Below are 15,768 nucleotides of genomic sequence, written 5' to 3' on the forward strand. Positions count from 1 at the left end.
AAGTTGAATACCAAATTGAGTGCGGTAGTATCGGACATTGCCTAAACGCCCAATCTTGGTGAGTTTCAATTCATGAGGGAGAGCTTGGTCGGGCATCCTGCCCCGTCGCAAACCTTCACGTTGACGGAGGAGCTGACGACCGTGCGCTTGAACTTGTCATTGGCAAGGTCACCGTTCTGCATGGCGAAAATGTTCGACCAGAATTCCTTCCACTGGGACATGCTGTGGTCGTAGCCCTGCCCCAGCTCCTGCAGTCCGACACCTCCCCTGGCGACCACTTCACTATCGATCAGTGCTCGAGTTTTTTCCCGATGCTCGATGTCATGGTCGCCGACATGCATGTCCCAGAAACGCCAGTCGATTCTCTCGCGATTCTCCTGGATGTACGGGTTTTGCATGAGGCTCTTGTGGAGTTGGGCTATATACACCTGGCACACGCATTCTCCGCCCATCCCCCGCAAGCCGATGGCGTATTCGCTGCCATGCCGAGCATCGACCAGCTGCCGGCGCGCTTCGTCCAGCAGCAGGACATTGCTGGCGAGCGCTTTCCGATCGAGGTCGGCAACGTCGACACCGATCGTCTTAAGGAAATCGTCGTACAGCTGGGGATGTGCCAATTTTGCCTTGCCGCAGCCAAGCTCGTCGTAGAGAATATCCGCGAGGAAGCTGCGCATCGGGCCGTCATCCAACCGTGCGATCAACAGCGCAAGATCGGCGATATAGTAAACGGTGAAGTAACGATACTGCGCGAGTATCTCGCGGATCATTGGTGCAGGAGCCGTTTCAAGATAGGAAAAGATCTTGTCGGCTTCGACCATGGTCTTGTCTTGAATAGCGTCAGCCTTATCCCAGAATGATTGGGGAGTAATGTTTCCCCAAGAAGGCTGCGAAGCAATATTTGATCCAATATGGCTGTTCATTGCATGCCTCTCTTTCGGATATCTGTTGCAATGAGATTAGATTTCGTCTTTCTGGAGTGATTTACAAACGAAAAATTTTACAGCTATATTGAGTTGAACCTCACAGTATGAGCGGCAAGGTTGTGAAACGAAAATTGCCCCCTTTTTCATCCCTTGCGACTGCGGAATCGGTGGCCCAAGAGCGGACGTTCACTGCTGCGGCTGAAAAATTACATGTCACCCCTTCGGCAATCAGTCATCAAATCCGCGGTCTCGAAGAGTGGCTTGGCTTTGCCCTCTTTCTAAGAGACGTGCGGTCGGTTCGGGTGACTGAGGATGGAGCCGCATATCTTGAGAAGGTCTCAGCCATTCTCAACAGTCTTGAGACGGTAACTCTTGAGGCCATGGAGCAGGCAGGAAAACAAAAGCAGCTTCGTATCCAGACCACAGATTCGCTCGCAAGCCGCTGGCTTGTAAGCCGGCTTCCCAGTTTTCAGGAAAAGTATCCCAAACTTTCAGTCAGGATCGTGACCCGAGAATTCACGGAAGCGTATCGTCCGACGGACGCCGATATCGCCATATTGTATGGTCGCGGGGAATGGACGAATTTCACTAGCAGCCTGCTTCTGCCAGAGGCCATACTGCCAGTCTGTAGCCCGGAACTTCTTTACGACGATCCGATTGAGATCTTGCACAAGAACAATTTGCTTCACGATGATAATCTAGGGACGACATGGGACGATTGGCTTTCGTTTGCCGGCCTCAAGGCTCCCCTGATCAATCATGAGCATGGGTTGCATTTCAATCACTCGCACTTGGCGCTACAAGCTGCAGAACAGGGGGCCGGCGTAGTCCTGGCAAGTCTGCCACTCATTATTGACGCGCTAGACAACAACAAGCTTATCGCACCATTTGGGCAGCGATTGGAAACTGGTTTCGGTTACTATATTGTTCAGTCTCTTGATGTCGACCAGCAAAAGCGAAGCCAAACTCTCGTTGAGTGGTTAAATTCGTGTTGGGAATAGCGGTAAAGTGTTCTTTGAACCGCAGCTGGGTCGCCAACATTCGTGTGCGGCACAAGTGCCGATGCTCGACATGATCGAGGCCGGTTGGCTGACTGATCGCATGAATTTGGCGGCATTGCTCGGCTCGATTTCTCCGCTGGCCATTCGCTTGGCACGGCCTTGGGTGCTTGGGTCTGGCGGTTATGTGTTCGTCCTGACCATGCATTACGATTTGGTCTGGATGATTTCGACCGGGCTTGCGGGCGGTGCTGGCTTGATGGCGTGCTGCGGGATCGGCCGCCGCCAACGCCAGTCATTTGAGACGCCGCAAGTATCCCGATTTGTCAGCTTTCTGCCGCCGAATAGATCAGCTGCGCAAAATCAGGATTTGCTCAGCAGCAGCGTCCGTTTGATAGCGGTTGGTGGGCGTTTGTAGACCTCCTGAAAAACCGCATTGAAGCGTCTGAGATTCCCGAATCCAGATTGCAGCGCAATGTCGGTTATCGGAAGGTCCGTTTCTGTCAGCGGGTGCTTGGCTCGCTGCACGCGCACCGTCTTCGCCACCTGCATCGGGCTAGCTCCGAGATGCTTCTGAAATGGCTCTGTTGCAAAATTTCATATTGAAGGAAGTGCGCGCCCTCCTGCGGGTCGTTACGACCTCGACGACGACGCCCGCGCCCGCATGGCCAAGTACAACCGGAAGATTCCTTCCGGATCGGTTCCCGAGAGCGTGAAAGCATCCGTATGGCATACGCCTGTGTGGGGTAATCCTCACGAGCACTTCGCCTTTCTGCGGCGGCGCAACGTCAAGCTCGACAATTTCTAGCGGCGACTGCGGCACGTGATTTCATCATGATCCTCATTGTTCATTGAGTTTTTGGAAAGCGGCGCGGACAACCTGGTCTCTCGGGACATCCAGGGGCAGTAGTGTCCCACAGTTCACGCACCATTTGCCGTAGCAGGAAAGCCTCCGCCCACCTGTCCGTCGTGTCGTTGCCGTCCCTCCCCGTGATCGAATAGGGTTTTGGACCCAGTTCACAGGTAAAGACCAGTTCCTCATCCTCGCCCGCGCGGCTTCGCCAATTTCTGAAACCGTAGCCCCACCATTCAAGGAAGAGATCGATCCACGGACGGTGATGTGGAAAGGATATCTCGATCTGCACCTGTTCGCGCGATGCGACACGGCCGTGAAAGGCATGTGCATTCTGTAGAATTCGCTGGATCAGTACGTGGTTTTCGTCATCGACTGGAAAGGCGAACTCGCGGCCGACTAGAAAGTGTGACAGGTCGGCCAACAATGGCAAATCGGGCCGATGCTCCAGCAAATCGAGCGTAAAAAGCAGATCCGTGGTCATCCGATCGCGATGCGTTTCGATGAACACGGGAATGCCGGCGTCGTCTGCAAGACGCATCCATCCATCGAGCAGCGGCAGGCAATCCTCTATCCGACGTGGACGGATATCCGGTTGTAAATTGATGTGGCTGACCGGAAATTCCGCGGCAAGCTCCAGCGCCAGATGCAAATCTTCGACGCAGCGGGGAAAGCAGACTCCTTCGATCTTCAGGCCAGTGCCTCGGATAGTTTCGTTCAGGCGAACAACATCGTGGCGGTTCGTGTAGTGCGCACTGATGCCATCGAACCCCGCCTCCGCGATCATCGCGATATTCTCGTCGAGACTGCGCTCGTGTCCGTCCGTATGCCGGCGCTCCATGGCCCAGAGCGATTGAAAGATCAGCAGCTTCTGCATCACGCGGCCCGCGCACTCTTCAGCAGCGCCTTGAGGTTCACGCCAGGATCCATCAACGCGGCGGGGTCTGGGCTTATCCCGGCGGCGATCAGCATCTCTGCAAGCTTGATCTCCTTGGCGAGACTGTTGCCGGGGCCAAGGCCTGCGGCGGCTACAAGACAACCGTCGTCGAGGTAGAATTCCAGCTCGCCCTCTCCTACCGGTCGAACGACCCTCTGGTGGCCCGGTTGCGGCAGGCCCGCAACCTGCAGGCCGAGATCGTACTGGTCGGACCAGAACCAGGGTATCGCGGAAAATGCTTCACCGGCGCCGAGCATATTGCGGGCAGCGGTCTCGGCCTGAGCACGAGCATTGCGCCAGCTTTCAAATCGTACATGGCCGGTGCCCGGCCGGAACACCGCCGCGCAGTCGCCTACGGCGAAAACGTTTGGTGCGCTGGTGCGCAGATACGTGTCGGTCAGAATTCCATTTCCCGTGGCCAGTCCAGCCGCTTCCGCTAACGCGATTTCAGGCAAAACTCCGATGGCGCTGACAACAAGATCAGCGGGCACCATATTGCCATCGGTCAAAGTGACCCCATCAACGCTAATTGCCGCAACGCCCCGATCCAGGTGGAAACGCACACCTTCGGCCACATGTCTGGCATGGAGTTTTTCGGCGAAACGCACCGGCACAGCGCGCCCCAGCGGCTTCGGGGCTGCTTCGATAGTGCTGACGGCAACGCCTTTGCCGCGCAACACTGCCGCAAGCTCCATGCCGATCAATCCGGCGCCGATGATTGCAACAGTCTTGCCGGCCTCAATGCGTGAAAAAATCGCCATCGCATCCGCAAACGTGCGGAAGTCCAGTGCGCATTGGGCGCCGGGACAGGCGAGTTGCCTGGGCCGTGCACCCGTGGCGAGGAGAAGTTTGTCATAGGTCAGCGTCCGCCCATCATTGAGAAGTATGGAGCGGGAAGCAGGATCGAGGCGCGACGCCGACACGCCCGCAAGGTAGGCGATACCGACCGCCTGCAGCGCTTCGGCGGTGCAGATCGTCTTCATCTGAACGGCACCCTCCAGCGGTTTGGAGAGTGGCGGTCGCTCATAGGGCAGGTGCGGCTCCGTGCCGACAAGTGTGACGGGTGCGGAGAAACCTGCCTCGCGCAGCGCAAAGGCCGCACGGGTGCCGGCTTCCCCAGCGCCGATGATGACAATACCGTCCATGTGTTCTCCGTGTAAAAATGGTGACCGGCGCGCAGGATCAATGCGCCGGCCGGGGAGGATCAGTTCTTCTTGGCGTATTCGACCATGTTCTTGGGCGTAACCAGTTCGAAAGGCACCCAGACCTCCTTGTCGACGCTTTTTCCCTGCGCCAGCGCGACGGCTGCATCCACGGCGCTTGCCGCCTGTTGTTTGGCATTCTGGAATACCGTCATGTCCAATTCGCCCGCCGCCATCGCGGCCAGAGCATCCTGTGTCGCATCGATGCCGACGACGATGACATCGTCCATCGACACGCCGGATGCCTTGAGCGCCTGGATCGCGCCGATGGCCATCTCGTCATTGTTTGCGAAGACGACATCGATCGGCTGGCCGGCGGTGATCCAGTTGGTGGTCATGTCCATGGCATTCGTGCGCGCCCAGGCGGCCGACTGTTCGTCGGCGATCGTGGCGGCCTTGCAGTCGCCCGCCGCGAGCGCATCCTTGAACGAGGACGTGCGGTCACGCGAGGCCTGGTGGGCGAGATCACCCATCAGAATGTAGACCTGCGCCTTGCTCGCCTCGCCCTTTTCCTTCAACAGCGAACAGGCCGCCTCGCCCCCCAGACGCCCGGCGTCTGTCTCTTGGGAACCAACATAGGCCTGCTTTTTCGGCAGTTTGTCGACATTTTCGGGCTCGAGATTGAGATAGACGAGCGGGATGCCCGCCTTCGCGGCCGCCTCGCTGATGCCAGGGGAAGCAGACGTATCCGCCAGTGTCATGATGATTGCGTCCACCCCCGCAGCGATGAAGTTGTCCACCTGACTGCGCTGTTTGGAAACGTCGGTTTGCGCATCCTCGATTTGAAGATTGACGCCGTTCAACGTGGACGCCCTTGCCTGCAGCCCCTCGCGCAGCAGCGTCTGGAAGTTGTTGTCGAAGCTCTGCATTGAGACGCTAATCGTCTCGGCCGACGCCGTGCCCGCCATCAAGACGGCCAGAATGGCCGCCGTGTAACCAATTTTCATGTCATCCTCCCGTTGAGTGCCGGACCACTCAGGTCCATTCCGGAGGCCCAACGGGCCTAGTCGTTTCGGTAGCTCTAGTTCAGGGCCACGCGAACCTCACCGTCGATCACCTCGGCCGGGAATGTCTTAAGGTTCTCGCACGCAGGCAGCCTGAGGGCTTCGCCCGTGCGATAGTCGAAGACACCGGAATGCTTGGGACATTCCACCTCGAAATCCATGACCAGCCCTTCCGCCAGATGGACCGCTTCGTGCGTGCAGAGGCCTGCCGTGCAGTAGACGCTGTCGTCCGGCCCACGATAGATCGCGTAGGTGCGACCTCCGTGGTCGAAGCGGATGGCGCCTTCCTGTTCGATGTCGTTAAGCTTGCAGGCTGCGACCCAGGTCATTCGGCTGCCCCCCTGACTTCGACGCTTGCCTTGCGGGCTGCGAGTTTTTCCTTCCGCCTGCGATAGCGTTCCTGCATCTGAGCCTCGCCCTCGGGGGAGCCGTCGTGCCAGGTACCGAACCACTTATCGAGCGGGATCAGGGCGTCACCGTAGTTCACTTCGAAATACTTGTGATGCAGGTAGTGCGCATAGGCGTGGCTATCGACCAGTCTGTCCTCGCCGATCTCGACCTTGTCGAAGCCGACATGGCCTGGAATTGCCCCAAAACCCGCATAGTGAAGCTGGTAGAGCATGATCATCGGGTTGGAGGGCAGCAACAGATGGTAGAACGCCGTTCCGAAATAGAGCAGATGCTCGACCGGATGCATCGACAGCGAGGACCAGGGCGAAGGGTTCACCGAATTGTGGTGGACCGAGTGCACCCATTTGTAGAGCAAGGGCGTGTGGATGAGCCGGTGTATGCAGAAGAAATGGAACTCGTGGATGATCGGTACCACGATCGCGACACAGGCGAGCGTCCACGGATTTTCCGCGAAGCTGAGCCACGGCGCATAGCCGTTGGCGTAAGCCCATAGCATCCCGACCTCGATGGTGGTCCAGATCACCACGCCTGAAAGGAATGTGCGCAGGATGTTGTCGAGGTTCTGACTTTTGAACCAGAAGGCGTTGCTCTTATTTTCGGCCGGGAACTTGCCGTTGTACTTGAAGCGGTTCTCCTGCCGTTTCAGCACATACAGATGCAACTCGAAAGCACCGTAGAACAGGAAGACGCAGATGACGTTGACCGCATAGAGCCAGGCGATCCAGCCAACGCTCAGCGTGTTCATCGTGTCTACCGACGGGATCACCCAGGCCCAATACGCCACTGCCGAAGCAGCGAAGATCGTATTCCAGGGAAAAAAATACTGCGGCAACCACTTCAGGATCGCCATCAACCGCGTGGGAAACACGAACAGCGGCGCATTTCGAATGGGCTCGTTCGGCGCCCAGTCACCGCGCTTGTTGCGTGTCCCATATTTCAGATCATCCATCGCGCTCTCCCTCGGAAGGCGCCTCGTCGCGCCCGCAAAAATCTGTCAGCTATTGGATGAGCGTCTTAAGCGTCCTGTGCGATGTCGCTCCTTCGACGCTCGGCTCTCCTGCTGGCTATGAAAGTAGCAGGGACGCGTCCGAACGCCGAAGCCTTCCTTGATCTAATTAGATCATGGAAGGCTTTCCTTGGTGATGGTGATGAACCGGATGGGGGCCAGATCCGGCTCGATGTCGGTCAAACCGATACGGCGGAGAACCACATCGAGCGAGCGCCGTGCCTGCGCCTCTGGCGCCTGATCCAGTACCACATCCATGATACCGTCACGTAGCGCCGAACGCGTATAATCCGTCAGCTCGTGCCCGACGAAGAACACATCGCGCCCGCGCGAATATCGGCGAAGCACCTCGATCAAGGCTGAATTGGCACCACCCGCGTTGTAGAGGCCGGCGAGTTCAGGATACATCTCTAATGCTGACCACAACCGATCGGCGCTAGAACGTTCCTCGTCGCCTCCAAATCCCAACCATTCAAAAGTGGAGGGGCCGGGGTTTTCGTGAAAATAGTCCGAAAAACCCCGGATCCGATCGCGATGCACCTGATAAATCGGATGGCAAATCGCTGCGACCGGGCCGGGCCGACGGGCCATACGGCTGATGTAGAGCGCCGCCGTTCGACCGGCCGCATAGTTGTCAATGCCTATGAACTCTCCCACGCGCTCGGAAGCGCGGGTAACGACGTGGACGATGGGCAATCCCTGCGCATCAACCTTTTTTATCGCGGCGCTGATCACCGGATTGCTGGGCACTGCCAATATCAGCCCGGCACGTGAAAGATCGCTGGATACGATCCGCCGGGCAATCTCTTCCGGATTCATCTCTTCGGCAAAACTGCGGTGCACGACTACCAGCGGGTCGAGGGTAGCCGCAATTCTCTCGAAAGCTTGTGAAAGGCGGCGGTAGAAGGTCGTTTCGGGACGAACCATCAGCACCTCTATGCGCAGAAGGCCCCGATGGGTGGATGGAAGCGTGCGCGGATATTCTAAGCTCCGCGCAGCAACAATGACCTTTTCGACCAATCCGGGGCGAACCCCGCCGCGGCCGTTAAGGACCCGTTCAACCGTCGCTGTTCCCACTCCGGCAAGACGGGCAATGTCCCGATAGTTCGCTTTGCTCACTTTATAGACCCTCAAACAGGCAGCCATAGAGACCTTGCGTGAAGGGCATTGTCTATCCTGAAGAGCGAAAATTTGACTGACTATTACCGGCCACTCTCAGGTTGGCTCTGTTGCAAAAATTTCATATTGAAGGAAGTGCGCGCCCTCCTGCAGTCGTTACGCGGTCTGATCAAGTCTCTGGGCGAGTAGAGCTACCGCTTCCGTCAGCGCGCTCGGTCTGATGCCAAAAGCCCGTTCAACGATGCGGGCTTCGCCGCGAATGTCACCGGGCAGATTGAAAATCGCTGCCTGCCCTTTGCGCAATGCCCGCATCACCTCGAAGCCTTTGAGCGTCGCATAGGCCATTTTCAGCGTCTTGAATCCCCTCACCGGCCTGATCAACTGTTTCAGCTTGCCATGATCAGCCTCAACGACATTGTTCAGATATTTCACCTGCCGATGCACAAGCTCTCCAGGGCATTTGTCTTCGGCCTTCCATTGCGCGATGGCAATGCCGTAGGTCGGCGCTTTGTCGGTGTTGATTACGGTTGGCGTTTCCCAGTTCTTCAGGCCGTTCAAGGCTTTGCCCAGAAAGCGTTTGGCCGCTTTGGCATTGCGGGTCGGTAACAGATAAAAATCGATCGTGTTGCCGAATTTGTCGACGGCCCGATACAGGTATGTCCATTTCCCGCGGACCTTTACATAGGTTTCGTCGACACGCCAGCTCGTTGACTGCGGACGGCGCCAATGCCAACGCAGCCGCTTTTCGATCTCCGGCGCGTACTTTTGAACCCAGCGGTAAATCGTGGAATGATCGACGGGCACGCCGCGCTCACCCATCATCTGTTCGAGATCACGATAGCTGATGCCATAGCGACAATACCAGCGGACCGCCCAAAGGATAATCTCACCCTCAAAATGGCGCCACTTGAGCCGAAGGTCCGCGCAGCGAAATCGCTCATCAAAAGCCCCGATGAAAATTCTCAACGCTCCTTCAGGCACAATCGGAATTTGTGCAACAGAACCCCATCGAAGGCGTTGTTCACGAGAATGTCGATCCGGCCATAGGCGGCTGCGACCTGGTCGACTGCAACTGTGATCCGGTCAATCTTGCTCACGTCGCACACAACACCCATTGCTGTGCCGCCAGCTTCCACAATCTCTGCGGCGACCCTGTCGACACCTTCATACGCTCTTGAGAGAACTGCGACCTTCGCGCCCTCCGTTGCCAACAGCATGGCAGTTGCACGGCCGATGCCACGGCTTGCACCGGTGACGATTGCGACCTTTCCTTCAAGTCTTCCCATGATTTTCTCCGATTTGGTAAGGGGCGGCACGGTTCAATGCCGCAGCATCGACTGGACATACGGGGACGGCACTTCCCGGGCTTCGTTCTGGGTGACAAATGACGTGACCAGGAGCGCGAGACCAATCACGGCCGGCAGGGCAGCGGCGGGCTTTCGAACGCCCAGATGAGAAAGGCCCGACAGGATCAGATGGAAGAAAATGCCAGCATAGGCGAGATCACTGAGGGGAACACTGACGCGCGTAAGGATCGCCGCGGGGCCCAGGACCTTGACGATGATCATCAAGGGGATGAGGTAAGCGGCCTGGTAACCGAGATCGGCCAGGGCGCGCCGTACCCACTCCGATTTCGTGGCGTAGATGAATGCGGAAGCGAGATAAAGCAGGGACAAGAGTGCCGTGCTGACCCAGTATACGTAATATGCAGACATAGATTTTCCCTTGCCGCTGGAGGGCCAGCAGCATCCTGATGTTTGAGTTTTCGTGTTGTGGGTGAAGCGCTTTCGCAACCACTACCCGGTGCATGATCTGAAAATGTCGTGTAAGATGGATACTTGCAAGTAGGATGAATTACTTGCTGATAGTATGGAATTACAGACCATGAGCGATAGCGGTATCAACATGCACGAAGAAATGCGACGCGCGTTCGCCTTGTTGTCGGGCAAATGGAAGCTGGAAATCATGTGGCTTCTGAACCAGCGGGTCTATAGATTCGGGGAGCTCCGCAAAGCGATCCCCGGCATTACCCAACACATGCTGACAGCCCAGCTACGCGAGCTCGAAGCTGACGGACTCGTATCCCGGACGGTGTTTGCGGAGGTTCCGCCGCGCGTCGAATATGAAATTACCCAGAAGGCACGCGGCCTCGGCCCCACTATGGAAGCGTTGACGGCGTGGTGGAACGAGTATGGACATAGCGTCCCGATGAAACCGAGCGCACGGGGCCGGAAATCACAAAAATGAGCTGTCGTCTCGGGCGTCGCCTTCGCCTCGATGGCATTCGAACCGTCGGTAGTGGGTCTGATCACCTCACGCAATCAGAGGTCAACTTTCTTGCATAGCCAAGCGGATCCTAAAGTTGTCAAAAGAGGAATGACAACATTACTGAGTCTGAGACGTTAGTCTTCGGGAAGAGCGTCCGGCCATTGCTGCGCCCCGTGGAGGACACGACAGTATGCGAACTGTCGTCGCCGCCACTGCATAGGCGACGACGTCGAGCGGACCGGAAACCACCCGTTCGCGTGTCTCCGCGATCCGCCGGGACGGCCGCTTTCAGGGAAGATCAGAAGTCGACGAGCCGCAGCTACGATCCGTTCGTCGACCGTGATGACGGCGGCCGGATTGTCGACCGCAATATGCGTAAAAATACCGTCGCGATCAGAGAGCGAAGGCGGACCAGGCGAGCTTCACGTTTTCAGGTCGCCTGCCCTGCAGGAGAGCAATCGCACTCGTTGCCAAACCCTCACCTGCAAAGTCCGGCGTTATCGTTCAGAAGGAAAGCTGGACCTTCATGGACCGTGTCCTGTCGGCAGCTGTTTCAAAAGCCGTGATGGCGTCCTCTAACTGGAACACCTCCGTCAGCAGCGGCTTCAGGTCCACTCTGCGGCAATTGATCAGATCGATAGCCAGCGCGAATTCCTCATGGAAACGGAAGGTACCCTTCATCTCGATCTCCTTTGCGACCACCATATTCTGGGGGATGGCGACATCGCCACCAAGGCCGAGTTGAACCAGGACCGATCGGGGCCGGAGGACCTCCAGACCTGAACGGACTGCCCGCTCGTTGCCCGATGCCTCAAATTGCACGTCGAAATAGCCCTTGTTGACCGCATAGGCGTGAAGCTGCTCCGGGTTCTCCGCGACGTTGATGACGCGGTCGGCGCCAATCTCCAAAGCCTTTCGCAACACGGTATCCATCATGTCGGTCGCGACGATCTCGCGGGCGCCATGGGCGCGGGCGGCGATAATGGCCAGCGCGCCGATCGGGCCGCAGCCGGTGACCAGCACCCGTCTGCCGATCAGCGAGCCAGCACGAGCCACCGCATGCAATGTTACGGCAAAGGGCTCGGCCATGGCCGCCTCGTTGATCGAGATGCCGTCCGCCACCTTATGGCATTGCCATTGCTCGGCCACCAGTCGCTGGCGGAAAGCACCCTGGATATGCGGCATCGGCATGGCGCTGCCGTAGAAGCGCATGTTCAGGCAATGGTTCTGCTGGCCGGCGAGGCAGTATTCACAGGCGTTGCAGGGACGGCTCGGCGACACCGCGACCCGGTCGCCGACCACAAGGTTGGATACGCCCTCGCCCAGCGCCTTTACCGTGCCGGCCACTTCGTGGCCGAGGATCATCGGCTCGCGCAGCCGCACCGTGCCGAAGCCACCGTGATTGTAGTAATGCAGATCGGAGCCGCAGATGCCGCCGGCCTCGATCGCCACCTCGACCTGGCCGGAGCCAATCGCTTCGACCTGTCTCTCCTCGATTCTGAGATCCTTGGCGGCATGGATGACGACGGCTTTCATGGGCATGACCTCAAACGACTGCGGTAAGAAGGGAAGCACCGGCAAAATGCGCGGCAAGATTGTCGCGCACCAGCTTGCCCATCGCCTTGCGGGTTTCTATCGTGCCGGACGCGTGATGGGGCTGCAGCAGCACATTGTCGAGCGCCAGAAACCGCGGATTGAGCTTCGGCTCGCCTTCGAACACATCGAGCGCCGCCGACCCCAGTGCGCCGGTCTCCAGCGCATCGAGCAGTGCCTCTTCATCGATATTGGAAGCGCGTGAAATGTTGATCAGCATGCCGTCCGGGCCGAGGGCTGCAATCACGTCCTTTGAGACGATATGGCGGGTGGCGGCAGATGCGGCGAGCGTGACAAACAGGAAATCGGCATGGTCTGCCAGCGCGACGGGATCGGCGATGAAGGTCATTCCCTCCGCATAGGGTTTGGCAGACACGTCGCTATAGGCGATATCCATATCGAAGCCCTTGAGCCGCCTGACCACTTCAGAGCCGATACGTCCAAGTCCGAGCACGCCGGCCTTGCCGCCCCAGATCCGGCGCTTCAGGGGATAGAGCCCCTTGGCTTTCCAGCTTCCATCCCGCACCCAGCGCTCGGCGCCGATCATGCCGCGCGACTGGCACAGCATCATGGCCACGCCAAGATCGGCCACGTCGTTGGTCAGCACATCGGGCGTATTGGTGACGCGGATGCCACGTGCGCGGCAGGAAGCGAGATCGACGGCATCATAACCAACACCATAGACAGATACGATCTCCAGGTTCGGCAGCTTGCCGATCAGCTCGGCCGAAGCGCCGAGTTCGCCACGGGTGGCGATCGCCCTGACATTGGCCGCGTGGGCATCAAGGAAGGCGTCACGATCCTTCGCCTCGTAAATCTTGTGCACCACGTAGCGGTCTTCGAGATCGACGAGATCCCAATCCGGATAGGGGCCTATCAGCAAAAGTTCGGGCTTGGTCATGGTGTACTCCGATCATCTGTTTGGCCGGCCCTGTGGATGGCCATGAGCAATTGGTTGGTGGTGATCACGGCCGTCTCCGCAACTGGCCGTTCCAGCACGATCTCAGGCATCACAGGCTGGTGGTGATGCCGCCATCGACATACAGCGTGTGTCCGTTGACAAAGGAGGAAGCCCTGCTCGACAGGAAGACGGCAGCACCGACCAGTTCGTCGACATTGCCCCAGCGTGCGGCGGGCGTGCGCTTCTCGAGCCAGGCGGAGAACTCCGCACTCTCGACCAGCGCCTGGTTGAGTGGAGTCTTGAAATAGCCGGGCGCCAGCGCATTGACCTGCAGGCCGTATTTGGCCCAATCGGCGCACATGCCGCGGGTGAGGTTTTTCACAGCACCCTTGGTCGCGGTATAGGGCGCGATGCCGGGACGTGCGAGTTCACTCTGCACCGAGGCGATGTTGACGATCTTGCCCCGGCCCCGACCGATCATATGCCGAGCCACGGCCTGGCCGACATAGAACACGCTGGAGACATTGGTCTTCAACAACTGCTCCCAGCGATCGATCGGAAAATCCTCCAACTGTGTCCGGAACTGCATGCCGGCATTGTTGATCAGGATGTCGATCGGCCCGACAGTTCGCTCGATCTTATCCACGCCGTGCTGCACCGCATCGGCATCGGTCACGTCGAAATCGCTCACAACAACCACATGCCCCGACTGCCGCAACCGTTCGGCCGCAGCCTTCAGCTTGGCACTGTCACGGCCGTTCAGGACGACCGAAGCACCGTGTTCGGCAAGCCCCTGTGCAAGGGCGAACCCGATTCCCTGCGATGAACCCGTCACCAGGGCACGATGCCCGGAAAGATCGAAAAGTGGGAAGGTCATTCAAACCTCCTTACGATATGAGAAAATGCTGACTTAAGTCGGAAGCGGGTGGACCGCGTTCAAATGTCGACGACCAGGCCCTTGGCTTTCAGAACCGCCTCAAGATTGCTCACTTCGATCACCGATTTGCCCTGCTTGTAGGCTTCGATAAAGCCGGCCTCGGCATCCTCGCGTGCCTGCGAAAGCCTTGCAGCCTCCTGGGCTTCCCCACGGCGCACCACCACCAGTCCATCGGCATCGCCAACGATGATGTCGCCCGGATGAATGATCTCTCCACCAACGATGATGGAATCGTTGACCGCAGCGATGGTTTCCTTGACAGTGCCCTTGATACAGACGCTGAGTGAGAAGACCGGAAAACCCAAATCGCGGAGCTGCAGCGTGTCGCGCACGCCGGTATCGGTCACCAGGCCGCCGATGCCTTTGGCCAGGCAGGCATTGGCAAGCACATCGCCGAAAGATCCTGCTTCCTCATATTCGCCGGCCGACACGACGATGATATCGCCGGGCTTGGCATAGTTGATGGCCAACTGCAGCATGATGTTGTCGCGCGGGGCACATTTGACGGTAAAGGCCGGACCGCACAATTTCATGCGATAGTCGACGGGCTTCAGACGCGAGGACAAGGCGCCGCGGCGCCCCTGGGCTTCATGGATCGTCGCCGGCGAAAATTTGGCAAGGGCGTCGATATCGACTTTTGCAGGCCGCTCGGCGATGTCTTTGATGTGGATCACTGGATTCCTCCCACGGTTAAGCTGGCGGCGGGCACGTCCCGCCGCTTATTTTTGTTTGGTTTGCGATTTGGTGGTGGTCGGGCCGAGGCCTTACGGGATCGGGTCGAATTTCAGCTCGGAGAGCGGAACGACCTTGTCGGCGCGGGTCATCTTGTATTCGGTATCCGGGCCAAGCCACTTGTCCCAGATCTTGTTGATTTCGCCTGAGGTGTCGAGCTTGCGCAGCACTTCGTTGATCTTGGCGGTCAGCGCCGGATTGTCCTTGGCCATGCCGATGCCGATCGGCTGGAACAGCATCGGATCCATGATCATCCGCATTTCCTTGCCCTTGGTCTTGGATTCGTTGACGAACTTGGTCGTCGTCATGGTGTTGGCCACCATGCCGCGGGCCTTGCCCTGCTGGACGGCCAGATAGGCAGACGCCGTATCCTGGAAGGTCAGCGGCTCCGACTTGTTGAGCTTGATCGACATTTCCGAGGTCGAACCCTTGGTCGATGCGATGCGCTGGCCCTCATAGTCCGACTTCTTCTGGCCTGCGTCGTCAGCCGGAACGATCAGCATTTCCTTGGCGAGGTAATAGGGATCGCTGAACTGGATCTGCTCGGCCCGGCTGAGGGTGTAGGCAAGATTGGCAACCGTGATGTCGACACGACCGAGCTTTACCTCCGGCACGCGCGCTTCGACCGAAACCGGCTTGACCTCGGCCTTGACGCCAAGTTCCTTGGCAATCGCATTGCACAGGTCGACGTCGAAGCCAGCCATTTCGCGGGTCTTCGGATCGGGCGCGGCGAATGGCGGTACGTCGGCAAACGTCGCGCAACGCAGGGTTTTCGCCGACATGATGGTGTCGAGTTGATCCGCCTTGGCCGGCGAGATGACCGCAGCGCCGGCGAGAGCCGCGGTAAGCGTCATGCATTTCCAGTTCATTGCTGTTCTCCTTTG

General features: G+C 58.2%; 18 protein-coding genes and 3 pseudogenes. 3 read left to right on the top strand and 18 right to left on the bottom strand.

What is annotated here, in order from left to right; all coding sequences use genetic code 11:
• Positions 1-65: 65 nt before the first annotated feature.
• The gene (locus HFC70_RS02305; RefSeq protein ID WP_168471572.1) at positions 66-920 is read right to left on the bottom strand and encodes an iron-containing redox enzyme family protein; all 855 of its coding nucleotides are present in this window, start codon (positions 918-920) and stop codon (positions 66-68) included.
• Between the two features lie 107 nt (positions 921-1,027).
• Between HFC70_RS02305 and HFC70_RS02310 the strand changes: the two genes are divergently transcribed.
• Together HFC70_RS02310 and HFC70_RS02315 are read left to right on the top strand one after the other, a co-directional pair.
• Entirely contained in the window at positions 1,028-1,924 is an 897-nt protein-coding gene (locus HFC70_RS02310) for a LysR substrate-binding domain-containing protein (protein ID WP_168471573.1), read from the top strand.
• 61 nt (positions 1,925-1,985) lie between these two features.
• Positions 1,986-2,339, top strand: coding sequence for a hypothetical protein (locus HFC70_RS02315; protein WP_168471574.1), 354 nt, complete (start codon positions 1,986-1,988; stop codon positions 2,337-2,339).
• On the opposite strand, the gene HFC70_RS02320 is transcribed toward HFC70_RS02315, so the two are convergent.
• From HFC70_RS02320 to HFC70_RS02370, 11 genes and pseudogenes are all read right to left on the bottom strand, one after another.
• Entirely contained in the window at positions 2,285-2,473 is a 189-nt protein-coding gene (locus HFC70_RS02320) for a helix-turn-helix domain-containing protein (RefSeq protein WP_246735615.1), read from the bottom strand. The two genes, HFC70_RS02315 and HFC70_RS02320, sit on opposite strands and share 55 nt — an antisense overlap.
• A gap of 85 nt (positions 2,474-2,558) precedes the next feature.
• Positions 2,559-2,754 (bottom strand): annotated as a pseudogene (locus tag HFC70_RS02325) (alcohol dehydrogenase catalytic domain-containing protein); the annotation flags it as partial.
• 15 nt (positions 2,755-2,769) lie between these two features.
• The gene (locus HFC70_RS02330) at positions 2,770-3,651 is read right to left on the bottom strand and encodes a sugar phosphate isomerase/epimerase (RefSeq protein WP_210259105.1); all 882 of its coding nucleotides are present in this window, start codon (positions 3,649-3,651) and stop codon (positions 2,770-2,772) included.
• On the bottom strand, positions 3,651-4,856 hold the full coding sequence (locus HFC70_RS02335; protein ID WP_168471576.1) for an NAD(P)/FAD-dependent oxidoreductase: 1,206 nt from the start codon (positions 4,854-4,856) through the stop codon (positions 3,651-3,653). The genes HFC70_RS02330 and HFC70_RS02335 overlap by 1 nt, the downstream gene beginning before the upstream one ends.
• 59 nt (positions 4,857-4,915) lie before the next feature.
• A complete protein-coding gene (locus HFC70_RS02340) occupies positions 4,916-5,860 on the bottom strand; it encodes a substrate-binding domain-containing protein (protein WP_168471755.1) in 945 nt (314 codons plus the stop codon).
• Between the two features lie 74 nt (positions 5,861-5,934).
• Positions 5,935-6,246 carry a MocE family 2Fe-2S type ferredoxin gene (locus HFC70_RS02345; RefSeq protein WP_168471577.1) on the bottom strand — a complete coding sequence of 104 codons (312 nt, stop codon included), beginning with the start codon at positions 6,244-6,246 and terminating at the stop codon, positions 5,935-5,937.
• Positions 6,243-7,277: a sterol desaturase family protein gene (locus tag HFC70_RS02350; protein ID WP_168471578.1), complete on the bottom strand. Its 1,035-nt coding sequence runs from the start codon at positions 7,275-7,277 to the stop codon at positions 6,243-6,245. The genes HFC70_RS02345 and HFC70_RS02350 overlap by 4 nt, the downstream gene beginning before the upstream one ends.
• 171 nt (positions 7,278-7,448) lie before the next feature.
• Complete coding sequence (locus HFC70_RS02355; protein ID WP_168471579.1) at positions 7,449-8,453, bottom strand: LacI family DNA-binding transcriptional regulator; 1,005 nt, start codon at positions 8,451-8,453, stop codon at positions 7,449-7,451.
• Between the two features lie 156 nt (positions 8,454-8,609).
• Positions 8,610-9,407, bottom strand: coding sequence for an IS6 family transposase (locus HFC70_RS02360; protein ID WP_168471756.1), 798 nt, complete (start codon positions 9,405-9,407; stop codon positions 8,610-8,612).
• 50 nt (positions 9,408-9,457) lie between these two features.
• A pseudogene (locus HFC70_RS02365) lies at positions 9,458-9,739 on the bottom strand (SDR family NAD(P)-dependent oxidoreductase); the annotation flags it as partial.
• 33 nt (positions 9,740-9,772) lie between these two features.
• On the bottom strand, positions 9,773-10,168 hold the full coding sequence (locus HFC70_RS02370) for a DoxX family protein (RefSeq protein ID WP_168471580.1): 396 nt from the start codon (positions 10,166-10,168) through the stop codon (positions 9,773-9,775).
• Between the two features lie 154 nt (positions 10,169-10,322).
• On the opposite strand from HFC70_RS02370, the gene HFC70_RS02375 reads away from it, so the two are divergent.
• Positions 10,323-10,700: a helix-turn-helix domain-containing protein gene (locus HFC70_RS02375; RefSeq protein ID WP_168471581.1), complete on the top strand. Its 378-nt coding sequence runs from the start codon at positions 10,323-10,325 to the stop codon at positions 10,698-10,700.
• Between the two features lie 155 nt (positions 10,701-10,855).
• On the opposite strand, the pseudogene HFC70_RS26895 reads toward HFC70_RS02375, so the two are convergent.
• The 6 genes and pseudogenes from HFC70_RS26895 to HFC70_RS02400 form a co-directional block, all read right to left on the bottom strand.
• A pseudogene (locus HFC70_RS26895) lies at positions 10,856-11,147 on the bottom strand (type II toxin-antitoxin system RelE/ParE family toxin).
• A 78-nt stretch (positions 11,148-11,225) separates the two neighbouring features.
• Positions 11,226-12,257, bottom strand: a complete 1,032-nt coding sequence (locus tag HFC70_RS02380) for an L-idonate 5-dehydrogenase (RefSeq protein ID WP_168471582.1) — start codon at positions 12,255-12,257, stop codon at positions 11,226-11,228.
• Positions 12,258-12,267: 10 nt separating this feature from the next.
• Complete coding sequence (locus tag HFC70_RS02385) at positions 12,268-13,215, bottom strand: 2-hydroxyacid dehydrogenase (protein WP_168471583.1); 948 nt, start codon at positions 13,213-13,215, stop codon at positions 12,268-12,270.
• 109 nt (positions 13,216-13,324) lie between these two features.
• The gene (locus HFC70_RS02390; RefSeq protein ID WP_168471584.1) at positions 13,325-14,092 is read right to left on the bottom strand and encodes an SDR family oxidoreductase; all 768 of its coding nucleotides are present in this window, start codon (positions 14,090-14,092) and stop codon (positions 13,325-13,327) included.
• Positions 14,093-14,151: 59 nt separating this feature from the next.
• The gene (locus HFC70_RS02395; protein WP_168471585.1) at positions 14,152-14,826 is read right to left on the bottom strand and encodes a 4-carboxy-4-hydroxy-2-oxoadipate aldolase/oxaloacetate decarboxylase; all 675 of its coding nucleotides are present in this window, start codon (positions 14,824-14,826) and stop codon (positions 14,152-14,154) included.
• A gap of 90 nt (positions 14,827-14,916) precedes the next feature.
• Positions 14,917-15,753 (bottom strand): ABC transporter substrate-binding protein, encoded by an 837-nt coding sequence (locus tag HFC70_RS02400; protein WP_168471586.1) that lies wholly within the window; start codon positions 15,751-15,753, stop codon positions 14,917-14,919.
• Positions 15,754-15,768: the final 15 nt, after the last annotated feature.

The sequence above is a fragment of the Agrobacterium sp. a22-2 genome, assembly GCF_012276985.1.
GTDB lineage: Bacteria > Pseudomonadota > Alphaproteobacteria > Rhizobiales > Rhizobiaceae > Allorhizobium.